This window comes from Lachnoclostridium sp. An14, from assembly GCF_002160755.1.
Lineage (GTDB): Bacteria > Bacillota > Clostridia > Lachnospirales > Lachnospiraceae > Lachnoclostridium_A.
Map to the genome: position 1 here is coordinate 13298 of NZ_NFLE01000021.1, position 20135 is coordinate 33432.

Below are 20135 nucleotides of genomic sequence, written 5' to 3' on the forward strand. Positions count from 1 at the left end.
GGCTGCTCCAGCAGCCCCGTTCCCTCTCCGCGAAGTGCCCATCCCACCGGAAACTGCCGCGCCATAGATCACACATTTTTCATGACAGGAAACAACGAACGGGCCGCAGGGATTTCTCCAGCTCTGCGGCCCGCTCTCACATTCTTTCCTTGCTTATTTCCGGACGACCTTTACCTTCACTGCTGTCCCCTCGTTTAACTCCACGCCGATGACCAGCTTACCGCTCCGGTTAGTCTTCATACCGCCCACTGCGGCATCGTCTACGAACACCTCGTACTCGCAGTCTTCCTCCAGCTGCAGGGTCACCTGCGCGTCCTGACTGCCCTCCACCAGGAATTCCACATTCCTATCGTCCACGCGGAAATGCTCCACGGCCGTACCCGGCACAGACTCGTATACGAACAATCCGTTCTTCTCCAGTTTCGTGATCTCGTAGAATGTTTTCACCTTATATAAGTCTCCGTCATGCTCAAAATTGTCATGCTTTGACTTCACATCTAATTTGTAATTTCCAAAGCTGATGGTTCCATCCTGTTCTGTGCGGATTAATTCTTCAACTACCGGCATATCCTTGCCCTCCTGGTTCTTCATAAAGTGTTTCAGTAAATACTTGTCCCTGTATTGTTGGTGTTCACATTGTACCACATCCACCTTGTTTTTTCTAGTGTTTTGTCTCCTCCAGGGTGGAAAATTTCAGACCGTCCCCGCCGGCGTCCACCAGGACGTGATCCCCGGCCTTCACCTGGCCGTCCAGCACCTCCTCCGCCAGCTTATCCTCCAGAAGGTTCTGGATGGTGCGCCGCAAAGGACGGGCGCCGTACTTCTCGTCGTAGCCCTTCTCGATCAGGTACTCCTTCGCCTGGTCCGTCACCTCCAGCTCCATCTGCAGCTGGGCTCTGGTCCGCTTTCCAATGGTGGAAAGCATAATGCCGGCAATCTCCTTCATGTGGTCCTTATTTAACGGATGGAATACAATGATGTCGTCGATCCTGTTTAAAAACTCCGGCTTAAACAGGCGCTTGACCTCCTCCATCACCCGGTCCTTCATAAATTTATAATTTTCCTTCTCATCGTTTGCGGAGGCAAATCCCAGCCGTTTCGGGGAGATGATATTCTCCGCCCCCGCATTGGAAGTCATGATGAGAACGGTATTTTTAAAGTCGATTTTCCGGCCCTGGGCATCGGTGATATGGCCGTCGTCCAGCACCTGGAGCAGGATATTGAACACGTCCGGATGGGCCTTTTCCACCTCGTCAAACAGGATGACGGAATAGGGGTTGCGCCTCACCTTCTCGCTGAGCTGGCCGCCCTCGTCGTAGCCCACATATCCTGGCGGGGAACCGATCATCTTGGAAACGCTGTGTTTCTCCATGTACTCCGACATATCCACCCGGATCAGGGCCGACTCTGTGCCGAACATCGCCTCCGCCAGCGCCTTGGAAAGCTCCGTTTTTCCCACACCCGTGGGACCTAAAAACAGGAAGGAGCCGATGGGGCGTTTGGGATCCTTTAATCCCACCCGTCCTCTGCGGATGGCCTTGGAAACAGCGGTTACCGCTTCCTCCTGACCCACTACCCGGTTGTGGAGAATGGATTCTAGGTTTCTGAGCCGTTCCGACTCCTCCTCCGCCAGCTTTTTCACCGGGATCCTGGTCCAGCCGGACACCACGTCCGCCACCTCGTTTTCTCCCACCACCAGCTTTTTCGTGGTTTTTTCCTTCTCCCACTTCTGGCGGAGCTTTTCGATCTTCTCCCGTTTCTTCTCCTGCTTTTTCTTGATCTCTCCTGCCTTTTCGTAAGCCTCGGAACGGATGGCCGTCTCCTTCTGCTGCTCCAGGGCGGCAATTTCCTTTTCCAGGCCTTTGATCTCCGGCGGCTCCACGAAATTCTGCAGCCGCACTTTGGAGGCGGCCTCGTCGATTAAGTCGATGGCCTTATCCGGCAGGAAACGATCGTTGATATAGCGGGCAGACAGTTTCACCGCCGCCTCGATGGCCTCCCCGGTGATGGTCACCCGGTGGTGCTCCTCGTACTTTCCCTTCAGCCCGTTTAAAATGGCGATGGATGCCTCCTCGTCCGGCTCATCCACCGTCACCGGCTGGAACCGCCGCTCCAGGGCGGAGTCCTTTTCAATGTACTTCCGATACTCCTCAATGGTGGTGGCGCCGATGAGCTGCAGCTCTCCTCTGGCTAGGGACGGCTTTAAAATATTGGAAGCGTCCAGAGCGCCCTCCGCCCCGCCGGCTCCGATAATGGTATGCAGCTCGTCGATAAAGAGCAGCACGTCCCCGTCGTCCTTCAGCTCTGACAGCACCTTTTTGATCCTCTCCTCAAACTCGCCCCGGTATTTGGAACCGGCCACCATGCCGGAGAGATCCAGCGTCACCACACGCTTTTCCGCAATGGTTTCCGGGACATTTCCAGACACGATCAGCTGCGCTAATCCCTCCACCACAGCGGTTTTTCCCACTCCCGGCTCGCCGATAAGGCAGGGATTGTTTTTCGTCCTGCGGCTTAAAATCTGGATCACCCGGCTGATCTCCCGGCTCCTGCCGATGACCGGATCCAGCTTGCCGTCTCTGGCCAGGGCCGTCAAATCCCGGCTGTAGCTGTCTAACACCGGAGTTCCTTTCTTTCCCTTCCCGGCGGGAACGTCGTCCCGGTTCGCCGGGGCGTCCTCACCCATGGCAGAAAACAGGTCCACATAGATCTTCTGCACGGAAACGCCCATGGTATTTAAAATCCTGGTGGCCACACAGTCGTTCTCCCTGATCATGGCGATCAGAATGTGCTCCGTGCCCACCAGAGGGGCCTTAAACCGCACCGCCTCATGGTAGCTGTTTTCCAGCACCCGCTCTGCCCGCGGGGTCCAAAGCTCTCCTCTGGTGCGCAGGGCGCTGTTTCCGGAAATCAGCTCCTCCATCAGCTCCCGCACCTTGGAAAGCTCCACGCCGCACTCGGAAAGAACCCGGTACGCCACGCCCGTGCCCTCCTCCAAAAGGCCTAAGAGCAGGTGCTCCGTGCCCACGGAGCCGTGGCTTAAGCTCTGCGCCGCCTCCTCCGCCAGCCGTATCGCCTCTCTCGCCTGAGGCGTAAATTTCTCATATCTGCCTGTCATGCAAAATGTTCCTCCTCGTCTCTGTTCTGTCATACGAAACGCCCCGCCGTCCTGGAAAGGACGCCGAAACGCTGACGCTCTCTGCCGGACATTTTTCCTTCCGGAAGGTCACACCAGAAACCGGGGCGCTCCCCTGGTCACCGGCACTCATTTTTAAAACGCCTTTCTTCCGCCTCCCGGCACGCCCAATCGCTCCTCTCCGGCAGGCCCGCGCTGGCCTGTTCCCGCCAGCCCGCACCGGTCCGCTTACTTTCCCGCAAGCTCCGGCAGCTCTGCCCGAAGATACCCGGCACGGGCCACGTCCAGCTCCGCCCGGGACAGAGGCCTCTGGGAAAGTTTCTGTAAATTCGCCTTCTGAATCCCCAGCATCATGGCAAACACCGGGCATGGCTCCTCAAATTTTATAATCCCGTCGGACACACCGGTCATCAGCCGGGACAAAAATACCATGGCATCCTTCCAGGTCAGCCGTCTGGCGTATTTTAACACTCCGTAGGACTTATATGCCTCGTCCTCCTGGCCCAGACGGTCCGTGGACAGGGCCATATCCCGCACCTGCTGCTCCTGGCTGGCCAGCTGTCTGGCCACTTTTTCCACCAGCTCCACGATTTCCTGTTCCGTCACCCCCAGGGTTTTCTGGTTAGAAACCACATAGAGGGAGCCGTAATTTTCATTTCCCTCGCCGTAGAGCCCCTTGACGCTAGCTCCAAACCGGCTCATCTCCCCCACCAGGCTGGCAAACTTCTTCCCGGAGGAAAGGGCCGGCAGGTGTACCACCGCCGATGCCCGCAGCCCGGTGCCCACGTTAGTGGGGTAGGCCGTGAGGAATCCGTATTTCTCGTCGTAAGCATAGGAAAATGTCTCATTGATAAAATCGTCCGCCCGGTCCGCGTCCCGCCACAGCTCCCGCAGGTGCATTCCAGGAGCGATAAACTGCATTCGAATGTGGTCGTCCCCGTTTAACACCAGGCTCACCTTCTCGTCTTTTGAGAGAATCAGGCCCACCGGGTCTTTCTTTGCCGCCAGGGTGCCGTTTAGGATCCGCCGCTCCCGCAGGGCCCGCCGCTCCAAGTCGCTTAAATCCCCCAGCATGGCGTATTCATAATCCCTGCCCTCCTCCAGGCAGAAATCCCTCAGCCCTTTTTCCAGACGGCTCACCAGCTCCGACGCCTGCTCTTTCGTGAGCCTGCCGGAAAACGGGTACTCCGCCCAGTTTCTTACCAGGCGGACGCGGCTGTACATAATATTGGGGCTGCTTTTATCCGTTTCCTCAAACCATTTAAGCATCTGTCTCACTTCCTGTCTTTAGCTTTCTGATCTCATCCCGGCAGCGGGCGGCCTCCTCGTAGTCCTCCCGTTTCACCGCCGCCTGCTGGCAGGCGTAGAGGCGGGCAATCCGCTCCTCCAAACTGTCCTCCATGGCCGATAACGTCTCGTCCTTCTGCCTGATGATTTCCTCTCTCCCCGCATTTTTCGCCTTCTTGCCCCGGTGGCTGTCGCTGCCCTGAAGCTGCTTGATCTTGTCGCTGATGAGCAGATCAAACACCTCGTAGCAGTCGGGGCAGCCAAAGCGGCTGTTTTTTACGAAATCCTCGTAGCTGGTGCCGCAGGTGGGACACACCACATGGGCGTACTTTTCCTCCTTAGGACTTCCCGCCCCCAGGCCCAAAAGCCCGGACAGCAGCCTTCCCAGAGGGAAATCCTGTCCCAGATCCATCTCGCTGGCGCACTGGGCGCAGAAATTGTGCTCCGTCCGCACCCCGTTCACCACTTCCGTATACTGTATTGTGGCCTCTCTGGCCTTACATTTTTCACACAACATATTTGAGCCTCCGCTATCTGTTTCCTGCTGTTTTTAAGCTCCCGGGCGCGGCTAATCCGCGCTCCCCGCAAACCGGTCAAAAATGTCGTCCACCAGCTGATGGACCTCCTCCCGGCTCACGTTTTTACAGACTCCCCTGGCCAGAACGACCCCCAGCTCCCGGCGCATCTCCTCCAGGGCCCGGAGCTTGTCGATGTCCAGGGAGACGATGGCGCCCTTTCTCCGGTCTAATTTCACAAAGCCCTCCTGTCGGAGTACGGCGTAGGCTTTATTGACCGTGTGCATATTAATTCCGATTCGGTCAGCCATCTGGCGCACGGACGGCAGGGCCTCCCCCTCCCGGATCCGGTCCATGGCGATCCCCAGAATGATCTGGTTGCAAAGCTGGACGTAATACGCTTCATCACTGTTAAAATCAATTTCCAATATCATCGAACCACCATCTTTCGTTATATCTGTTCTATGAAAAGTGTAACAAATAATCCAACATCCGTCAACCCCTATCTTGCCGCCGGAAGTTCTGACCAGAAAACAGCCATCCCATTTCCCTTTATATATATTCGCAAATTCCTTTTTTAGAGAGACGGACTACGGCAATAATCTGATAAGCAAACCCCGCCTTTTCACACAGACGGCAGAAAGCCCCCTCCATTCTCCCCCTAATAAAAAGTATGCGCTTGGCGCACACTCGCGCCGGAGCGCGGCTGCGCCAGCATCCATCTTCCCCTGCTCGGAATGTGCCTCCCGCCGGAGGCTTTTGTGTCATGGGAAACGACGTTTCCTACTACACAAGCAACTGCGCCCCAAAGTCCAAGGCAAACCTGCCTTTTCCTCTGCGGCGCAGTCCATTTTCTTTACAGATCTATAAATTCAAAGTCGTCGTCCTCGTCCTCCGGTTTCTTCGGCTCCGGCACATCCTCCGGCTCCAGGTCCAGATCCACGAATTCAAAATCATCCTCCGGCTCGGTCTCTCTCTCCGGCAAACGATCCTCGTCCTCCGGCTGTAGGAAGCCGTCTTCCGGCTCCCAGTTCCGGTCCTGGGGAATCTCCTCCGGCTCTGCGGCCGTGTACGCCTCTGCCGCTGCCTGTTCCGCAGCCGCCCGCTTTCCGCCGTCCCGTCTCCTGGACTTTTTCTCTGTCCGCTCCTTGACCTCCGGCCGTGCCTTTCCGCCTTTTCTGCGGGCCACTACGATGAGAGCCACCGCCAGTCCGGCAGATACCACGATCAGGAAAATGATCACCACTCCCCGCATATCGTAATCGTGGAGCAGATCCTTGTAGGTGAGGGCAATATCCTTATACTGCTCAGAAGAAATTCCGTCCACTCCGGGAAGATCCTGGAAATAGCGCTGGATGGTGTTCTCCTCCAGATCGTAGCGGTAGAAATCCTTCGTGCCGTTCCAGTTCATTCCGTAGAAAATCATGTACTTCGGATTCTCCTCGCCCGCGGGCACCCAGCCCTCTACCTGGCCGCCGCCCGGCAGATTCATGATTCCGGCGGTAAAGCCTGCGGGAACCGTCACGCTCTCGTCCGGCTGCAGCACAATCACCGACTTGGGAGAGGTGGAAACCTCCATATAGGGGAAGAACGCGTCCGCCGCCTCATCGTAGATGAAGAAGGCGCCCTGGCCGTCCCCGTTCACCAGGCAGAGCAGCAGAAGATCCTTCTGGATGCCCTTTCCGGCCATAATGTCCTGACCCTTATAATTATAGGTAAAGCCTTCAAAGCCCTCCGGCAGAGTGGTCACGTCAAAGCTGTGAGCCACGCTGTACTGTGCCTCGTCGATGACCACAGTCAGATCTCCGGCGGCCACAGCCCCTCCGGCCTCCGCTCCGCCTTCCGTCTTGGTCACGTGGATCACGTACGTCTTCGTCTGTCCGTCCGCAGCGGTCACCACGCAGTTTACCGTGTTTTCTCCCATCTGCAAATTGCTGCTGCCGTTTACCGTCACCGTGGCAGCCTCGTCGCTAGCCTCGGCGCTCACCGCCAGTTTCGTCACATCCGGCCCTACGCTCACGCTGTACTCCGTCACATCAGCGGAAAACTCCGGCGTCAGGCTGCCGGGAGACACCTTCAGGGACTTTAAGCCCGCGTCCGCGGACGCCCCGGCCTCCGCCGCCACCGTCACCGTGGAATTTCCCAGCCGGTCAATGGTCACGATCTGTTCGTCCGCGTCGTACACCTCCTGGGTGCTCACCGTGATCTGGGTGGATCCGGCCTGCAGCGCCCGGAAGGTGAGGGAGGTGGCCATGGTCTGAGCCCCGGCCTCCGCCGTCTGCCGCACGCTCACGGAGCCGGCTCCGCCGCTGGCGTCCGCCCCGCTCACAAACTCCAGCACGTTGGGGTCGTAGGACAGCATCAGGCTGGAACGCCCCAGCGCCTCCCCGCTTAAGGAGGAAATCTTCACATTTACATTCACTTCCTGGCCCACCGTCGCCGAAGGGTCGGAGAACGCGATCCTGGCGCTGGCCGCAAAGGAGGTCAGCAGCCCCCAGGGCACAGTAAACGCCAGCATGGCGCTCATGGCCGCGCCTAAAAACGCTTTCTTCAGTTTCAATCTTATCATACCTTTTTCCTTCTCATTCACTGTATTTCCATTCCAGGCCCGGTAAACAGATCCTGGCTGTCTCCCTGTCCGGAGCCGCCATTTCCCGTCCCGGTTCCGCCGTTCCCCTGGGAAACGGTTCCGGAAACCGTTCCGCCCGCTCCCTGGGTATAGGTAGGCCCGCCGGACTGCCGCACCACATGGATCACGTACTCTCTGACGGCGCCGTTTTCGGCCTTCACATTGACCTTGATCTCATTGATTCCGCTCTGGAGATCCACCGTTCCCGTACCGCTCACCGACGCTTTGGAATGCAGAGGCGATGCCTGTACATTGACGCTGGTCACAGAATGATCCACGATCAGGTCGTAGGAGGTGGTGTCCATCTGGAAGGTGGGAGTGAGGGCAAAGCCATCCACAGCCAGGCCGCCCAGCTTGTTGTTGGGGCTACCGTCCACCGTGGGTTTGGCGCAGGGCGAACCGGGCATATTGGTGTAAACCGGAATCTTGAATTCCAGGGCCAGCTGTTTCGCCTCGTTTCCGTAGGCCGTAGACATCTCGTAGCCCTCCGATGCCGCCGCCTGGACGTTGGTCATATACTGATGCTTGTACAGATTGCTACCCTGCACGTTAAACTTCTTCAGATAGAAGGTGTCCTGTCCGGCTTTCACAAAGTTCGTCCCGTAATACTCCGCTCCGCCTAAAATCGCCTTCTCCACCGTGTTCCAGGGCCGGCCGTAGCTCCCCGCCTGGGAGGCGTACCACAGCCCTCTGGTCACCGCGTCCATGCTGCCGGTGGCGTAGGCGCCGATATTGTAAAAGTTATAATATCCCTCGTAAGGAGCTCTGGTTCCGGAAATGCTGGAGCTGCCATTGGATCCGTTCTCCTGGATGATCATGGCCGCCAGCACGTAAGGATTTACTCCGTACTGCTGTCCCGCCTTCATGAGGATCTCGGCGTAGGACATGGTTCCGGAGGAAGGCGCTTGCACGGAACCGGAATTTGTCCCTGTATTGGCCGTCCCGCCGTTTCCTCCATTTCCGCCGTCCAGCTCCATGCCGGGGCCGTAGCTGGTGGCCACCGTCACCGCGTTGTGGACGCTCATGGCCACAGACGGGCTTTCAAAGCTCACTTCCTGATTGGATCCGGAGGCGCCACCGGTGCTTTCCGGGCTCTGACTCCCCGCTCCGGCAGTTCCGCTCTCCGCGCTGCCAGTGCTCTCTGCTCCGCCGGGCCCGATTCCGATGCCTGGGCCGTTTCCGTTCCCGCCGGAACCTGTGCCGGCGTTTTCCGTTCCTGTGTTCCCGGTATTCCCCGTCCCGGCGCCACTGCTCTGTACGGAGCCGCTCTCCATAAAGGTGCCCTTCAGCATGGTCTGAAGTCCCTCTGCCGTCTGCACCGAGCCGTCATAGGTCTGGAGCAGGAACTGGAACACGTAGTGCTCGTCCAGGAAATTCCTGGGATCCATATAGTAGCTGATGATCTCCTGGGAAGCCGCCACCCAGGCGCTCCCGTCAAATCCGGGCCAGGTGCTGCTGGCCCAGTCGTAGGCCCCCGCCGCCGTGGATTTCCACGAGGAAATGCTGCCGGTGCTCACCAGGTTGGTGCCCACCACGCTCTCATTGGCAATCACGTCATTCCAGTCCAAACCCGTCTGCTGAGCGGTAAATACCCAGTTGGGATACTGGGCGTGGAGGGCCCGCAGGCCGTCCTTGTAGCTTTCCGGAAACCCCTGGGCGGTGAGGTAAGCCTCAAAATCCGCGTCCGTGGAATAGGCTACCGGAAACTTTATGTATGCCGAGGATACGAAACCGGTGGTCTCCGCCCCTCCGGATCCCGTAAACCGGATCTGATACCACAGGGCGCCGTCGGATGCCGTCTGTTCCCCAATGACCGTGACCGCCGCTCCCTTCGTCAGCCTGGTGACCACAGAGTTGGTGGTGCCCGGCCCGCTGCGCACGTTTACATTGGTGCCGTTGATGCTGGCCGTCCGCTCCGTGTAGGCCATGGCCTCCACCAAGGGAAACAGGCTGGCCGCCGGCTGATGAACTGCCAGCAGCAGTCCCAGCGCCAGCGCGGCCCCCTTCTTTATGTACTTTTTTTTCATGTGTGCTCTCCTATTTTTCCTCCTGTCAAATGGGCAGACTGCCCGCATTGTGACAGCATCTTCATTATAATGATAAACGCAATCCTGTGTCAACCGATTCACCAAAACTTCATAGAATCGCCGGAATTTGTAAGAATTCCTTAATGGGGGCAGTTTTGTTCCCCAGGGAACAGAAAAAAGCTCCTGTCTCTGCTATCCTTTTTGTTTAGAAAGGAACCTCCAGAGTCTCCAGGGAGCAGTAGTCCTTCAGCTTTTTCAAGTCCACGATTTCCACCCGCCGCCGTCCCAGACGGACAGTGTTTTCCTGCCGCAGACGGGATAAGCTTTTCGTCACGTGATTCCGCCCCACTCCTAGGGTGTCGGCGATGGCCTCCTGGGAAATCCCCGCGGCCCCGTCACCAGCCATCCCGTGATGGGCCATCAGAAAAAGGAAATTGCACACCTTGAGAAAGGTGTCGTTGTATCTCTGATGAGCCACGTCGTAGATCAGCATATTTACATAGGACGACTGCATTTCATAAAGCTGTGCCAAAAGCGTGGGATGCTCCAGACAGAATCGGTAAAAGCCCTCCCGGTCAAAGGCCACGGCCTCCACGTCCGTCAGTGCCCTCACCAGGATGGAACGCTCGATTTTGTAATCCGCCCGCTGCACCCCAGGAAATACGGTATCCGCTCCGTGGAAGGACAAATTTTTCCGGTGGCCGTCCTCGTGCTCTACGTAGCACTGAACCAGGCCGGAGCGGAAATAGAAAATGGTGGTCACCGGCTCCCCGATCTTCCAGAGGAACTCCCCGGTCCGGAAACGGACCTCCCTGCCCCGCAGGGACCGCAGCATCGGGTAAAAGTCTGCAAACTCCCCGGAAAAATAGTATTTTGGAAGGATCTGACTCATGGGAAACGCCCCTTTTACACATTTTTTCACCAGTATATCACAAAAACCAAGGAAAAGGAGAATCCAAAAATGACACATAAGGTAAAAATCACCGTGCTCCGCAGAGAGCTCTTTGCCGATTTGCAAAAACAGTATCTGGCAGATCCCCAGGCGGGGAAATGTGAAGTCTTTCGGGAGGGCCAGGAATTCCTGGTGGGACCGGAGGAATACATGAGTATGCTAAACGGCCAGTTCTGCGCGGAGGCCTGGGACTGCGTAAGCCGCTACATTTACACTGCCCGCCAGGGCGGCTCCATTATGGGAGGATGGACAAACGCTGAGAACATGATGATCGCCTGCTGCAACGACGGGACGCGGCCGGTGATCTTTAAGCTGGAGCGGATAGACGTGGAGGATTAGAGGCCAGGCGCAGTCTCATCCTTCCCGGCCTTTATGACCTTTCCCGTGCCGTTCCCGGTATTCCCGCGGTGTGCAGTTATAATACCGTTTAAACAGATTTGAAAAATTGCTGGGGCTGTCAAAGCCGCAGGCTGCCGCTGTCCGCGAAACCGTATCCGCAGGGTTTCTAAGAAACATTCTGGCGCCCTGCATCACCCGGTATTTTAACAAATACTGGATGGGGGAAATCTGAAGCATTTTCCGAAAGCACCGCAGGCACTCCCGTTCGCTGACACCGGCTGCGCCGGAAATATCCGCCAGAGACATATTTCCGGAAAAATTCTCATGGATATAATCCAGCATCGTCCTAATGCGGATGTGATCCTGGCTCAAAGCAGGAACGGTGGTTTCTAGCTGATTCTTAAATATTTCATAGAGGGAAAGGCAGATATGGGATAAATTCTCCCGCACAGTAAACTCAAAGCCGCACGGTTCTTCCTCCAGGGCCTCAAACGCCCGCCGGAACCAACCGGCGGCTTTCTCTCCATCTTGTCCATCCATCTGATACCCTAAAAAAGAGCCACAGGACAACAGCGGCCGGAGATACGTTTCCGCAAACACGGAATCTTCCGTCCCGGTGATCAGTCTGGGGTGAAAAACCAGGGAGTGGAGACGGCATTCCGGCGCCCCGGCAGCGAAGTGGATCACATTGGAATTGATCACCACCAACTCTCCGGGATTCAGTAAAAACGTCTTCGATGCCGCTTTCACCACAGCCTGCCCCTGCTCCACATATGCGATTTCCATTTCCTCATGCCAGTGCCATGGAATCATATCCTCCGTCCGCTCCGTGCAGCGGCAGGCATAGCCGGCACAGGGAAAACCGGTACTGCCGTGAGGCTGCAATTCTCTGGACGCCTGATTTAGATTTAATCCGCATTCCTGTAATGCCATAGTTTCTCCTCTCCTTTGGGATTTGGCGGTTTTCTTATATTATATGGCGGTATTTTTGTTGTATCAATAGAAATTTGGCGGTATTCTGTAGATAGAAACAAGAAAAGGAGGAACCATATGAAAATTGAACACCTGGCAATGTACGTAAACGATCTGGAAAAGAGCCGAAACTTTTTTGAGACCTATTTCGGCGCGGCCGCAAGCAATCTCTACCACAACCAAACCACCGGCTTTCGTTCTTATTTCCTCTCCTTTGACGGCGGCGCAAGGCTGGAAATCACGAACCGTCCAACAATCAGCGTCGGGGAACCCGTGGCAAGGACTGGCTTTGCCCACGCCGCTTTTTCCGTAGGCAGCAAGGAAAAGGTAAATCAACTGACAGAAACCTTAAGAGCCCACGGTTTTCCCGTCATCAGCGGCCCACGCATCACAGGGGATGGATATTATGAGAGTTGCGTTTTAGATGGGGAGGGGAATCCGATTGAGATAACGGTTTAATGGAAAACGGGCGGTGTCCTTTTGCACAGGTGAGAAAGACCTGCTCCTCCCGCAGAACCGTACAGACGAAATTTTTATAATCTGACGGCAGAGGAGCAATCTGCCCTCCCTATCCGCCCCTCCCCCAGTCTCCCATCCCACAAAAAAACAGCCCCGGAAAGCTCCATTCCTCCCAAGCTTTCCGAGGCTTATTCTCCACTGCCGGCGCGGCAGATCTCTTTCCTACTCCACTTCGCTCCTATCCGGAATCGAAGGCGCCGCTCCCGGCCGGGACACAGCGATGGCAGCTGCTTTGGCCGCGTGGTCCAAAGCCGTCTTCGGCTCCTCGCCCCGCATCAGTCCGCCGATGAAAAATCCGGTAAACGTGTCTCCCGCCGCCGTGGTGTCCACCACCGGCACTCGGTAAATCGGCTGCTCCAGCACCAGATCTCCATCCTTGTACATGGAGCCGTCGCCTCCTAAGGTCAGCACGATCTTCGCCCCCGGAAAACGCTCCCCCAGCTTGTCCAAAAGCTCTCTCCCGCTCCCCTGGCAGCCGCAGATGTCTCCCGCCTCAATCTCATTTAACAGGAAATAGTCCACATAATCCAGCGGATAGCCCGCGATCTTCTCGTCCATGGGCGAAGGATTGAGCACGATCTTCATCCCCTTCTCATGGGCTTTTTCCATAATATAAGCGATCTCGTTGATCTCATTTTGGAGCACCAGGAAGTCCCCCGCCTCAAAGCACTCCATGGCGGCATCCACCTGTGCCCTTGTGATCTCCTGGTTGGCGCCGCCGTAGAGCAAAATGCAGTTCTGCCCGTTCACATCCCTCTGGATGATGGCGTGCCCCGTCTTCCCGGCGGTGTGGGCCACCAGACGCACATCTACGCCGGCGTTTTTCATCATTTCCAGCAGAAACTCTCCGTCACTCTCTCCCACGGCCCCGGCGTGCCATACCTCCACGCCGCTCTTTGCCAGGGCGATGGACTGATTTAACCCCTTGCCGCCGCTGAAAATCTCCATTTTCGAGGATGACAGGGTCTCCCCGCCCCTCACAAAATGCTCCACGCTGTACACGTTGTCAATGTTCAGCGAACCATAATTCAATACCTTCATCTTGTCTCCTCCTGCTCCTATTCTTCTGAAAACGCAATGCCATTGGCCTTTAAAAAGCCCTTTACCGTCTCGTCCCACTGATACTCCAGGGACCGGTCCATGGTGAACACGCCAAGAGACACGCCGGTGACGCAAAGGAGCGTCCCGTTTTCATACCGCATCCCCAGATAAAGCCCTTTTACGGTCTCCAGCCGCCAGGAGCTGCCCGCCTGCCTTACCACCCTGGCGGTGTCCTCCGGCCCCAGGGACAGCTCCACGCGGAAACTCTCCGGCAGCTTTTTCCCTCTGATGAGAGAATAGCACACCGGCTTGATGGTCTTCCAGGAAGAAAACTCCCCAATCTCCCCCGCCTCCAGCTCATCCTTTGTGTAATAGCCCGGACGGATCCGCCCGTCGATGGTAAAGGAATTGTAGGTCACCACCTGCGCCTCCCGCACAAAAAAGCGGTCAAAGGCGTCCTTTACAAACAATTTGGACGTAAATGTCTTAATATCCCCGATCTTTAACGCTACCATGAAGTCCTCTCCGATGACGAATTCCACAGCCGGCCGCCGGAAAGGGCGGCCAGCCGGCTATCCCCAGTATATCACACCGCCGCCGGAAAACACAAGTGGCCCCCGCCGGAACTTATGCTCTGACGCCGCAGGCCAGACGCCAAATCAGACACCGGCATCCGCAAGGCCTTACACCTCCGGAAAATACTCCCGGTACAGCTCAAAGAAATTGGTGGTGGTACACCCGTCTCCCGCGGAAAACTCCATTTCGCTCCAGAAATTTTCCCCAAAGCTCACCACGTGCTCTCCCGCGAACTCGTCGTAAATCCCCTGGAACACCTGCTCCTTTTTAGCCAGCTCCAGCTCCGCCTTCCGCTCCCTGGTGGCCTCCTCGTCGTAGTCGCTCACACATTTTACAATGTAGTAAACCTGCCCCGCCTGGATCACGCCGCTCACCTCTCCCGTTTGCAGGGCAAAAGCTGCCTCCTCTAAGGCCGCCTCCCCCGTTCCTCTGGCCAGCTGGCGGTCAATTTCCGGGTTTACAGAGTGCTCTCTGGCGATCTGGGCGAAATCTGCGCCCTCCTCCTGGGTCATCGCCCAGACGGAATCCGCCGTCTCCCCATCCCAGACCTCAATCTGCTGTAAGTCGATCACCTTCGCCTCGCTGTCGCTCACCTCCAGATCCATATCCTTCGTCAGCTCCGTCACCAGCTTGTTTGCCAGGCAGTAGTCGCTGTACATCAGCTGCACATCCTCCTGGGTGACTCCCATATAGGCGATGTCCTCCGCCGTCAGCCCGGAAAAATATTCCTGGGAAAGCTGGGCCACCCGGCCCTGCTCCTCGCCGTTTAGCTGGATCTCCTTCTCCTCCGCCAGCAGGTTTACGGTCTTAAGCTCCCGCAGAAACTCCTCCACCTGCTCCAGGAAAAAGGCCTCCACCGTGGTCCCTTCCTCGTCCAGGACCACCTGCCAGAGCTGGTCCGTGTAGGCATCCCGGTACCGGTTCCTCTCCGTAGCCGCCACCAGCATGGACTGGGGCAGTGTGTACCCTTCGATCTCCTTCACCGTGGAAACGATGGGAATGCCATTCCCGCAGCCGCCCAGCAGCGCCGCCGCGGCAGCGACAGCCACGCACCGTCTCCATTTCTTTCTGTCTGTCATCCGCAAAACTCCTCTATGTTTGTCAAAGCAAGGTCTTCAAAATTTTCAGCACGCCATTTCTCTCGTTGGTGTCCGCCTGGAAACGGGCCGCCTGTTTTACTTCCTCCCTGGCGTTTCCCACAGCGAAACTGTAATACGCCCGCTCCAGCATCTCCAGGTCGTTTAACTGGTCGCCGAAGGCGATGGTCTCCTCCGGGCTGATGCCAAGGCTCTCCTGGAGCTCCCGCACCGCCGTAGCCTTATTCACCCCCACAGGGACGATGTCCAGCCACTTCTCCCCGGAAACCGCCATCTTCGCCTTGTCCCCGTATTTCTTCCGGAAATCGGCGGCGATGGCGTCCACATTTCTGGAGCAGTCCAGGGCCAGTTTTAAAATCCCCTCGCCCTCGTCCACCTGGGTCAGGTCGTCGATCAGCCGCAGGTCGTAGCGGTAGCCCTCCTCAAGCCACTTCCAGCACTCCGTGCCGCTGGTTTCCATGTAGGTCCAGTTGGCGCAGCTCACAGCGATCTCCACATCTTCCATCTGGCGCACCTCCCGGATGATGTCCACCGCCGTCTCCTTCGGAAGGGTGTGGACGATCAGGCTCCGGCTGCAGGTGCCAAGGTAGGCCCCGTTGTCTGCCACGTAGAAGATTTTCTCCCGCACCGGCCCAAAGAGCTGGTCAATGCTTTTCCAGTGGCGGCCGCTGGCCGCCGCGAACTGCATTCCCTTATCCCGCAGCCTGCGGATCACGTCAAAATAATCCGGCTCCAGCGTATGGGTGCCTTCCGGCAGGAGCGTCCCGTCTATATCTGTCACAATCAGTTTTATCATATTTCCAGCCTCCCGACTAATCCTTTTATCTCCTGGTACAGCCTTCCCACAGGAAGTCCCACCACGTTGCTGTAATCTCCTTCAATTCCCTTTATAAAGGCGGCAAACCGCCCCTGGATGCCGTAAGCCCCCGCCTTGTCCATGGGCTCGCCGCAGCCGGCGTACCGGCAGATTTCCGCCTCCTCCATGGGGTAGACGTGGACGTTCGTCCGCTCCGCGAAGGATGTCCGTCTGACCGCACCTTCCGGATCCCGGTAAATGAGGGTAACTCCCGTATACACCTGATGGACCGTCCCCGCCAGGGAGGCGATCATGGCACGGGCCTCCTCCTGGGAGACCGGCTTTCCCAAAATGCGCCCTCCGGCCCACACTACCGTATCGGCGCCGATCACCAGCACATCCCTTTCCTCTATTCCGGCAGCCACATCCTCCGCCTTCTGGGAGGACAGCTCCCGCACCACGTTCTCCGGCTCCCTGGCCGTCACCTTTTCCTCCACAGAGCTGGGTCTCACCTCCGCGTGGATTCCAATCTGCTCCAAAAGCTCTCTCCGCCTGGGAGAGCCGGATGCCAATATGATTCTCATGTCTCATCCTCCATCTCTATCCGTCCCTCCAGACGGAAACAAAGGCCGTGGAACAATTCCCCTCCACAGCCTTTTTTGTTTACACATACAGATACTCCATCCATACGGCGATCAGGATCCCCAGAAAGGCTCCCGCCGCCACCTGCAGGGGCGTATGCCCTACGAATTCCTTCAGCCGTTTCTGAAACAGCTCATTGTCGAATTTGAAGAAATCCTGCTCCATAAGCAGATTCAGGAGCTTGGCCTGCTTTCCCGTCTCCCGGCGGACTCCCATGGCGTCGTACATCACCACCGCCGCCAGCACAAAGCTGATGGCAAATTCCCCGGAGCCCAGGCCGTAGCAGTAGGCCGTAGCCACCGTCAGGGCGCATACCGTAGAGGAATGGGAGCTTGGCATTCCGCCGGAGCCGTAAAGCCGCTCCGGGGAAAACCCTTTATTCAGGGCACAGTCGATGATGGTCTTTAACACCTGGGCCACCACCCAGCCCACCACCGCGCTCATCAGCACCTGGTTTTCCAGCATTTCCATCCAAAATGTCATGTCTCTCTCCTGTCATCCTTTGTCCTGTTTCGCAGGCGTCCCGTCAAAACGCGGGCCGCCGCCCAAATACCGCCGCGATGATGGCCCGGACGGTCGCCCCGGTCTCCCGCAGCCCGCACACCTTGTCCGCCCAGACCACTGCCATCCCGGCCATAGTAGAGGGCGGGATGGGCGTCAGAGGCCACATATGGCGGAGGATGACCGTTCTCTCCCTGCGGGTGATGGAAAAATACGCCTCCGCATTCCTGGCAGCCACAGCCGGGTGGGTGAACCCGTGGAACCGGTGTCCCCGCACCCGCACAGGCGCGTGCCAGTCGTACAGAAAGAGGTCGTGGAGCAGGCCGCCTCTGGCCGCCGCCCGGCAGTCCCAGCCCCGTTCCTTACAGATCCGGTATGCCAGATAGGACACCTGGATGCAGTGCTCCCTGCAGGTGGTCGTGCCGTGCTGGATATACTGCTCCATGGACCGGAATACAGGATGGTCTAAAATGTCCTCCACCAGGGCCAGGTACTCCCCGTCCTCCTCGTAACTCTGTCTTGTCAAATGATCAATCTCCCATTCATCAATAGCCGATCAGCCAGTCGTAAAGCTCCTGATACTTCTGAGCGGAAGTGTTCCAGGAGAAGTCCTTGGCCATAGCCCGGTCAATGATCTTGTTCCACTCCCGTTTCTTATTGTAGTACACGTGTTTCGCGTACTGGATGCTGCCTAACATCTCGTGAGCGTTGTAGTTGGCAAAGGAGAAACCGGTTCCTCTGCTCTCGTACTCATTGTAGGGCTCTACAGTGTCCTTTAATCCGCCGGTCTCCCGCACGATCGGCACGGTGCCGTAGCGCAGGGCCATGAGCTGGGACAGGCCGCAGGGCTCAAATAAGGACGGCATCAGGAACGCGTCGCAGCCTGCGTAGATCTTGTGGGACAGCTCATTGGAGTAGTAAATCTGGGCGGAAACCCGGTCGTGGTACTTCCAGTCGTAATGACGGAACATATTCTCGTACTTCTCGTCGCCGGTGCCCAGCACCACAAGCTGCATATCCTCGGTGCACATCTCGTCCATCACGGCCTGGATGAGATCCAGTCCCTTCTGGTCTGTGAGACGGGACACGATGCCCACCATAAATTTCTTCTCGTCCACCGGCAGGCCTAACTGCTGCTGGAGGGCCGTCTTATTTTTCGCTTTTTCCTTGCGGAAGTTCTTGGCGTTGTACTTCTGGGCGATGAACGGATCCGTCTCCGGGTTGAACTCGCCGTAGTCGATGCCGTTTACAATGCCCCGCAGGCTGTTGGCCCTGGCTCTCATCAGGCCGTCCAAGCCTTCGCCGTAGAAGGGCATTTTGATCTCCTCCGCGTAGGTGTCGCTCACGGTGGTGATGGCGTCGGCGTACACGATGCCGCCCTTTAACATATTTCCGTCCTTGTAAGCCTCCAGCTTATCCGGCGTGAAATAGTAGTCCGGCAGCATGGAGAACCGCTGGATGGTCTTCACGTCCCAGACGCCCTGGAACTTCAGATTGTGGATCGTGATCACGGATTTCATGTTGCGGAAGAACTCGCCGCCGTGGAAACGGTCCTTTAAATATACGGGGATCAGACCCGTCTGCCAGTCGTGGCAGTGCACCACATCCGGCTGGAACCCGATCACCGGGAGCGCGGACAGGGCCGCGTTGCAGAAAAAGGAGAATTTCTCCAGGTCGAAGTACCAGTCCCCGTAGGGCTTGGGCCCGCAGAAATAGCTCTCATTGTCGATAAAGTAATAGGTAATTCCGTCATATACGTACTGCAGGATCCCCACATAGCGGCTCTGGCCCAGATAATCCATGTAGAAGTGATCCACATAGGTCATCTGATTGCGCCACTCCTCTTTGATGCAGAGGTATTTGGGGATCATCACCCGCACGTCAAAATACTCTTTGTCAAAGCATTTCGGCAGGGATCCGACTACGTCGGCCAACCCTCCTGTTTTGATAAACGGCACTGCCTCCGAAGCAACGAACAATATCTTCTTCACAAGATAACCCTCCTTTTACCCATCCCCGTATTCAGCCACGGGGCACATACCTATAGTATACAATAACAGAAGGAATTTAGAAAGACTTTTTTTCGTAAAAAGTGTGCGCTTGGCGCACCCTCCCGCCGGGGCGCAGCTGCGCCAGCAGCCGTCTTTCTCTGCGCGGAGTGCACCTCCCGCCGGAGGCTTTCATGGCATAGGAAGCACAGTTTCCCATGCCATGAAAAATAGCGGCAAAACAGGGCGGTCCTTCCAGTCTACGGAAGCCGCTTGTAATCCAGGCGGATTTTGTCGGCGATCAGCGCGATAAATTCCGAGTTGGTGGGCTTTCCCCGGCCGTTGCTCACGGTGTAGCCGAAAATGTCGTTGATGGTGTCCATCTTTCCTCGGCTCCAGGCCACCTCTATGGCGTGGCGGATGGCCCGCTCCACTCGGCTGGGGGTGGTGTGATGCTTCTTGGCGATGTCAGGATACAGGATTTTTGTCACGGAGGTGAGCATATCCTGCTCCTGCACGGAGATGGCGATGGCGTCCCGCAGGTACTGATACCCCTTTATATGGGCGGGAATGCCGATCTCGTGGAGCATCTGGGTTACATCCTGCTCCAGGTTCTGGGCGATGTACTCATCCCGGTTTACATAGGGATTTACCTTCCGCAGCCCGGTGAGAGGGGTCTCCCGCACATCCGCGCCGGTGCCGAGGCGTCTCACCTTATCCACCACCGCCTCCCTGCTGAACGGTTTCATAATGTAGTAATTGGCGCCCTTGGCGAAGGCCTCCGTGGTCACACTCTCGCTGCCGGCGGCGGTGACCATGATAAATGAAGGCATTTTCTCCAGCCCGCTCTGGGTCCTCACCCGCTCCATCACGGAAATCCCGTCCAGCCTGGGCATGATAATGTCTAAGAGAACCACGTCCGGTTTCGTCTTTACAATCATATTGTAAGCGTCCTCGCCGTTCTCCGCCCGGCCTACCACACGGAAATCTTCTTCGTTCTCCAAAATTTCTCCTAACAAATTCAAAGTCTGCGGATTATCATCGGCAATCGCTATGTTAATTTCTGCCATATTCCCTTCCTCCTCTTGGTTTTCATCTTCTTGGTGTATTATAGACTT

The 20135-nt window shown here is 56.9% G+C and carries 20 protein-coding genes; 2 read left to right on the forward strand and 18 right to left on the reverse strand.

Annotated elements, in window-relative coordinates:
• Positions 1 to 153: 153 nt before the first annotated feature.
• The 8 genes from B5E84_RS12350 to B5E84_RS12385 form a co-directional block, all read right to left on the reverse strand.
• The gene (locus B5E84_RS12350) at positions 154 to 567 is read right to left on the reverse strand and encodes an endosialidase (protein ID WP_087223192.1); all 414 of its coding nucleotides are present in this window, start codon (positions 565 to 567) and stop codon (positions 154 to 156) included.
• Between the two features lie 94 nt (positions 568 to 661).
• Positions 662 to 3118 carry an ATP-dependent Clp protease ATP-binding subunit gene (locus B5E84_RS12355; protein ID WP_087223194.1) on the reverse strand — a complete coding sequence of 819 codons (2457 nt, stop codon included), beginning with the start codon at positions 3116 to 3118 and terminating at the stop codon, positions 662 to 664.
• 246 nt (positions 3119 to 3364) lie between these two features.
• Positions 3365 to 4405 carry an ATP--guanido phosphotransferase gene (locus tag B5E84_RS12360; protein WP_087223196.1) on the reverse strand — a complete coding sequence of 347 codons (1041 nt, stop codon included), beginning with the start codon at positions 4403 to 4405 and terminating at the stop codon, positions 3365 to 3367.
• Positions 4398 to 4940 (reverse strand): UvrB/UvrC motif-containing protein, encoded by a 543-nt coding sequence (locus B5E84_RS12365; protein ID WP_087223198.1) that lies wholly within the window; start codon positions 4938 to 4940, stop codon positions 4398 to 4400. The genes B5E84_RS12360 and B5E84_RS12365 overlap by 8 nt, the downstream gene beginning before the upstream one ends.
• 51 nt (positions 4941 to 4991) lie before the next feature.
• Entirely contained in the window at positions 4992 to 5372 is a 381-nt protein-coding gene (locus B5E84_RS12370) for a GntR family transcriptional regulator (protein WP_087223200.1), read from the reverse strand.
• A gap of 422 nt (positions 5373 to 5794) precedes the next feature.
• Positions 5795 to 7507, reverse strand: coding sequence for a cadherin-like beta sandwich domain-containing protein (locus B5E84_RS12375; protein WP_087223202.1), 1713 nt, complete (start codon positions 7505 to 7507; stop codon positions 5795 to 5797).
• A 17-nt stretch (positions 7508 to 7524) separates the two neighbouring features.
• Entirely contained in the window at positions 7525 to 9594 is a 2070-nt protein-coding gene (locus B5E84_RS12380) for an SH3 domain-containing protein (protein ID WP_087223203.1), read from the reverse strand.
• A gap of 205 nt (positions 9595 to 9799) precedes the next feature.
• Entirely contained in the window at positions 9800 to 10486 is a 687-nt protein-coding gene (locus tag B5E84_RS12385) for a Crp/Fnr family transcriptional regulator (protein ID WP_162612861.1), read from the reverse strand.
• A 69-nt stretch (positions 10487 to 10555) separates the two neighbouring features.
• Here B5E84_RS12385 and B5E84_RS12390 point away from each other — a divergent pair, with 69 nt between their 5' ends.
• Entirely contained in the window at positions 10556 to 10885 is a 330-nt protein-coding gene (locus B5E84_RS12390; RefSeq protein WP_087223281.1) for a TIGR04076 family protein, read from the forward strand.
• Between the two features lie 15 nt (positions 10886 to 10900).
• On the opposite strand, the gene B5E84_RS12395 is transcribed toward B5E84_RS12390, so the two are convergent.
• Complete coding sequence (locus B5E84_RS12395; RefSeq protein ID WP_087223206.1) at positions 10901 to 11818, reverse strand: AraC family transcriptional regulator; 918 nt, start codon at positions 11816 to 11818, stop codon at positions 10901 to 10903.
• A gap of 117 nt (positions 11819 to 11935) precedes the next feature.
• Here B5E84_RS12395 and B5E84_RS12400 point away from each other — a divergent pair, with 117 nt between their 5' ends.
• Positions 11936 to 12316 (forward strand): VOC family protein, encoded by a 381-nt coding sequence (locus tag B5E84_RS12400; protein ID WP_087223208.1) that lies wholly within the window; start codon positions 11936 to 11938, stop codon positions 12314 to 12316.
• A gap of 222 nt (positions 12317 to 12538) precedes the next feature.
• Here the strand turns inward: B5E84_RS12400 and B5E84_RS12405 are convergent, their stop codons facing one another.
• The 9 genes from B5E84_RS12405 to spo0A all read right to left on the reverse strand — a co-directional run bounded on the left by B5E84_RS12405 (position 12539) and on the right by spo0A (position 20087).
• Entirely contained in the window at positions 12539 to 13417 is an 879-nt protein-coding gene (locus B5E84_RS12405; protein ID WP_087223210.1) for a ribokinase, read from the reverse strand.
• A gap of 17 nt (positions 13418 to 13434) precedes the next feature.
• Positions 13435 to 13932 carry a DUF5721 family protein gene (locus B5E84_RS12410; protein WP_087223212.1) on the reverse strand — a complete coding sequence of 166 codons (498 nt, stop codon included), beginning with the start codon at positions 13930 to 13932 and terminating at the stop codon, positions 13435 to 13437.
• A 168-nt stretch (positions 13933 to 14100) separates the two neighbouring features.
• Positions 14101 to 15072: a peptidyl-prolyl cis-trans isomerase gene (locus B5E84_RS12415; protein WP_087223214.1), complete on the reverse strand. Its 972-nt coding sequence runs from the start codon at positions 15070 to 15072 to the stop codon at positions 14101 to 14103.
• A gap of 22 nt (positions 15073 to 15094) precedes the next feature.
• The gene (locus B5E84_RS12420) at positions 15095 to 15886 is read right to left on the reverse strand and encodes a Cof-type HAD-IIB family hydrolase (RefSeq protein WP_087223216.1); all 792 of its coding nucleotides are present in this window, start codon (positions 15884 to 15886) and stop codon (positions 15095 to 15097) included.
• Complete coding sequence (locus B5E84_RS12425) at positions 15883 to 16470, reverse strand: Maf family protein (RefSeq protein WP_087223218.1); 588 nt, start codon at positions 16468 to 16470, stop codon at positions 15883 to 15885. Before B5E84_RS12425 ends, B5E84_RS12420 begins: the two co-directional genes overlap by 4 nt.
• A gap of 79 nt (positions 16471 to 16549) precedes the next feature.
• Positions 16550 to 17011 carry a divergent PAP2 family protein gene (locus tag B5E84_RS12430; protein ID WP_087223221.1) on the reverse strand — a complete coding sequence of 154 codons (462 nt, stop codon included), beginning with the start codon at positions 17009 to 17011 and terminating at the stop codon, positions 16550 to 16552.
• A 43-nt stretch (positions 17012 to 17054) separates the two neighbouring features.
• Positions 17055 to 17555, reverse strand: a complete 501-nt coding sequence (locus B5E84_RS12435; protein ID WP_242963364.1) for an HD domain-containing protein — start codon at positions 17553 to 17555, stop codon at positions 17055 to 17057.
• 19 nt (positions 17556 to 17574) lie between these two features.
• Positions 17575 to 19020, reverse strand: coding sequence for a glycogen synthase GlgA (gene glgA / locus B5E84_RS12440; RefSeq protein WP_087223224.1), 1446 nt, complete (start codon positions 19018 to 19020; stop codon positions 17575 to 17577).
• A 257-nt stretch (positions 19021 to 19277) separates the two neighbouring features.
• Positions 19278 to 20087, reverse strand: a complete 810-nt coding sequence (gene spo0A, locus B5E84_RS12445; protein WP_087223225.1) for a sporulation transcription factor Spo0A — start codon at positions 20085 to 20087, stop codon at positions 19278 to 19280.
• Positions 20088 to 20135 lie beyond the last annotated feature (48 nt).

What these genes read in the sequence shown, in the direction of transcription:
- B5E84_RS12430 (WP_087223221.1), bottom strand. Translation starts at nt 17,011, where the DNA reads ATGACATTTTGGATGGAAATGCTGGAAAACCAGGTGCTGATGAGCGCG.
- B5E84_RS12350 (WP_087223192.1), bottom strand. Translation starts at nt 567, where the DNA reads ATGCCGGTAGTTGAAGAATTAATCCGCACAGAACAGGATGGAACCATC.
- B5E84_RS12415 (WP_087223214.1), bottom strand. Translation starts at nt 15,072, where the DNA reads ATGACAGACAGAAAGAAATGGAGACGGTGCGTGGCTGTCGCTGCCGCG.
- B5E84_RS12390 (WP_087223281.1), top strand. Translation starts at nt 10,556, where the DNA reads ATGACACATAAGGTAAAAATCACCGTGCTCCGCAGAGAGCTCTTTGCC.
- B5E84_RS12375 (WP_087223202.1), bottom strand. Translation starts at nt 7,507, where the DNA reads ATGATAAGATTGAAACTGAAGAAAGCGTTTTTAGGCGCGGCCATGAGC.
- spo0A (WP_087223225.1), bottom strand. Translation starts at nt 20,087, where the DNA reads ATGGCAGAAATTAACATAGCGATTGCCGATGATAATCCGCAGACTTTG.
- B5E84_RS12365 (WP_087223198.1), bottom strand. Translation starts at nt 4,940, where the DNA reads ATGTTGTGTGAAAAATGTAAGGCCAGAGAGGCCACAATACAGTATACG.
- B5E84_RS12360 (WP_087223196.1), bottom strand. Translation starts at nt 4,405, where the DNA reads ATGCTTAAATGGTTTGAGGAAACGGATAAAAGCAGCCCCAATATTATG.
- B5E84_RS12380 (WP_087223203.1), bottom strand. Translation starts at nt 9,594, where the DNA reads ATGAAAAAAAAGTACATAAAGAAGGGGGCCGCGCTGGCGCTGGGACTG.
- B5E84_RS12355 (WP_087223194.1), bottom strand. Translation starts at nt 3,118, where the DNA reads ATGACAGGCAGATATGAGAAATTTACGCCTCAGGCGAGAGAGGCGATA.
- B5E84_RS12395 (WP_087223206.1), bottom strand. Translation starts at nt 11,818, where the DNA reads ATGGCATTACAGGAATGCGGATTAAATCTAAATCAGGCGTCCAGAGAA.
- B5E84_RS12410 (WP_087223212.1), bottom strand. Translation starts at nt 13,932, where the DNA reads ATGGTAGCGTTAAAGATCGGGGATATTAAGACATTTACGTCCAAATTG.
- B5E84_RS12420 (WP_087223216.1), bottom strand. Translation starts at nt 15,886, where the DNA reads ATGATAAAACTGATTGTGACAGATATAGACGGGACGCTCCTGCCGGAA.
- B5E84_RS12370 (WP_087223200.1), bottom strand. Translation starts at nt 5,372, where the DNA reads ATGATATTGGAAATTGATTTTAACAGTGATGAAGCGTATTACGTCCAG.
- B5E84_RS12405 (WP_087223210.1), bottom strand. Translation starts at nt 13,417, where the DNA reads ATGAAGGTATTGAATTATGGTTCGCTGAACATTGACAACGTGTACAGC.
- B5E84_RS12385 (WP_162612861.1), bottom strand. Translation starts at nt 10,486, where the DNA reads ATGAGTCAGATCCTTCCAAAATACTATTTTTCCGGGGAGTTTGCAGAC.
- B5E84_RS12425 (WP_087223218.1), bottom strand. Translation starts at nt 16,470, where the DNA reads ATGAGAATCATATTGGCATCCGGCTCTCCCAGGCGGAGAGAGCTTTTG.
- B5E84_RS12400 (WP_087223208.1), top strand. Translation starts at nt 11,936, where the DNA reads ATGAAAATTGAACACCTGGCAATGTACGTAAACGATCTGGAAAAGAGC.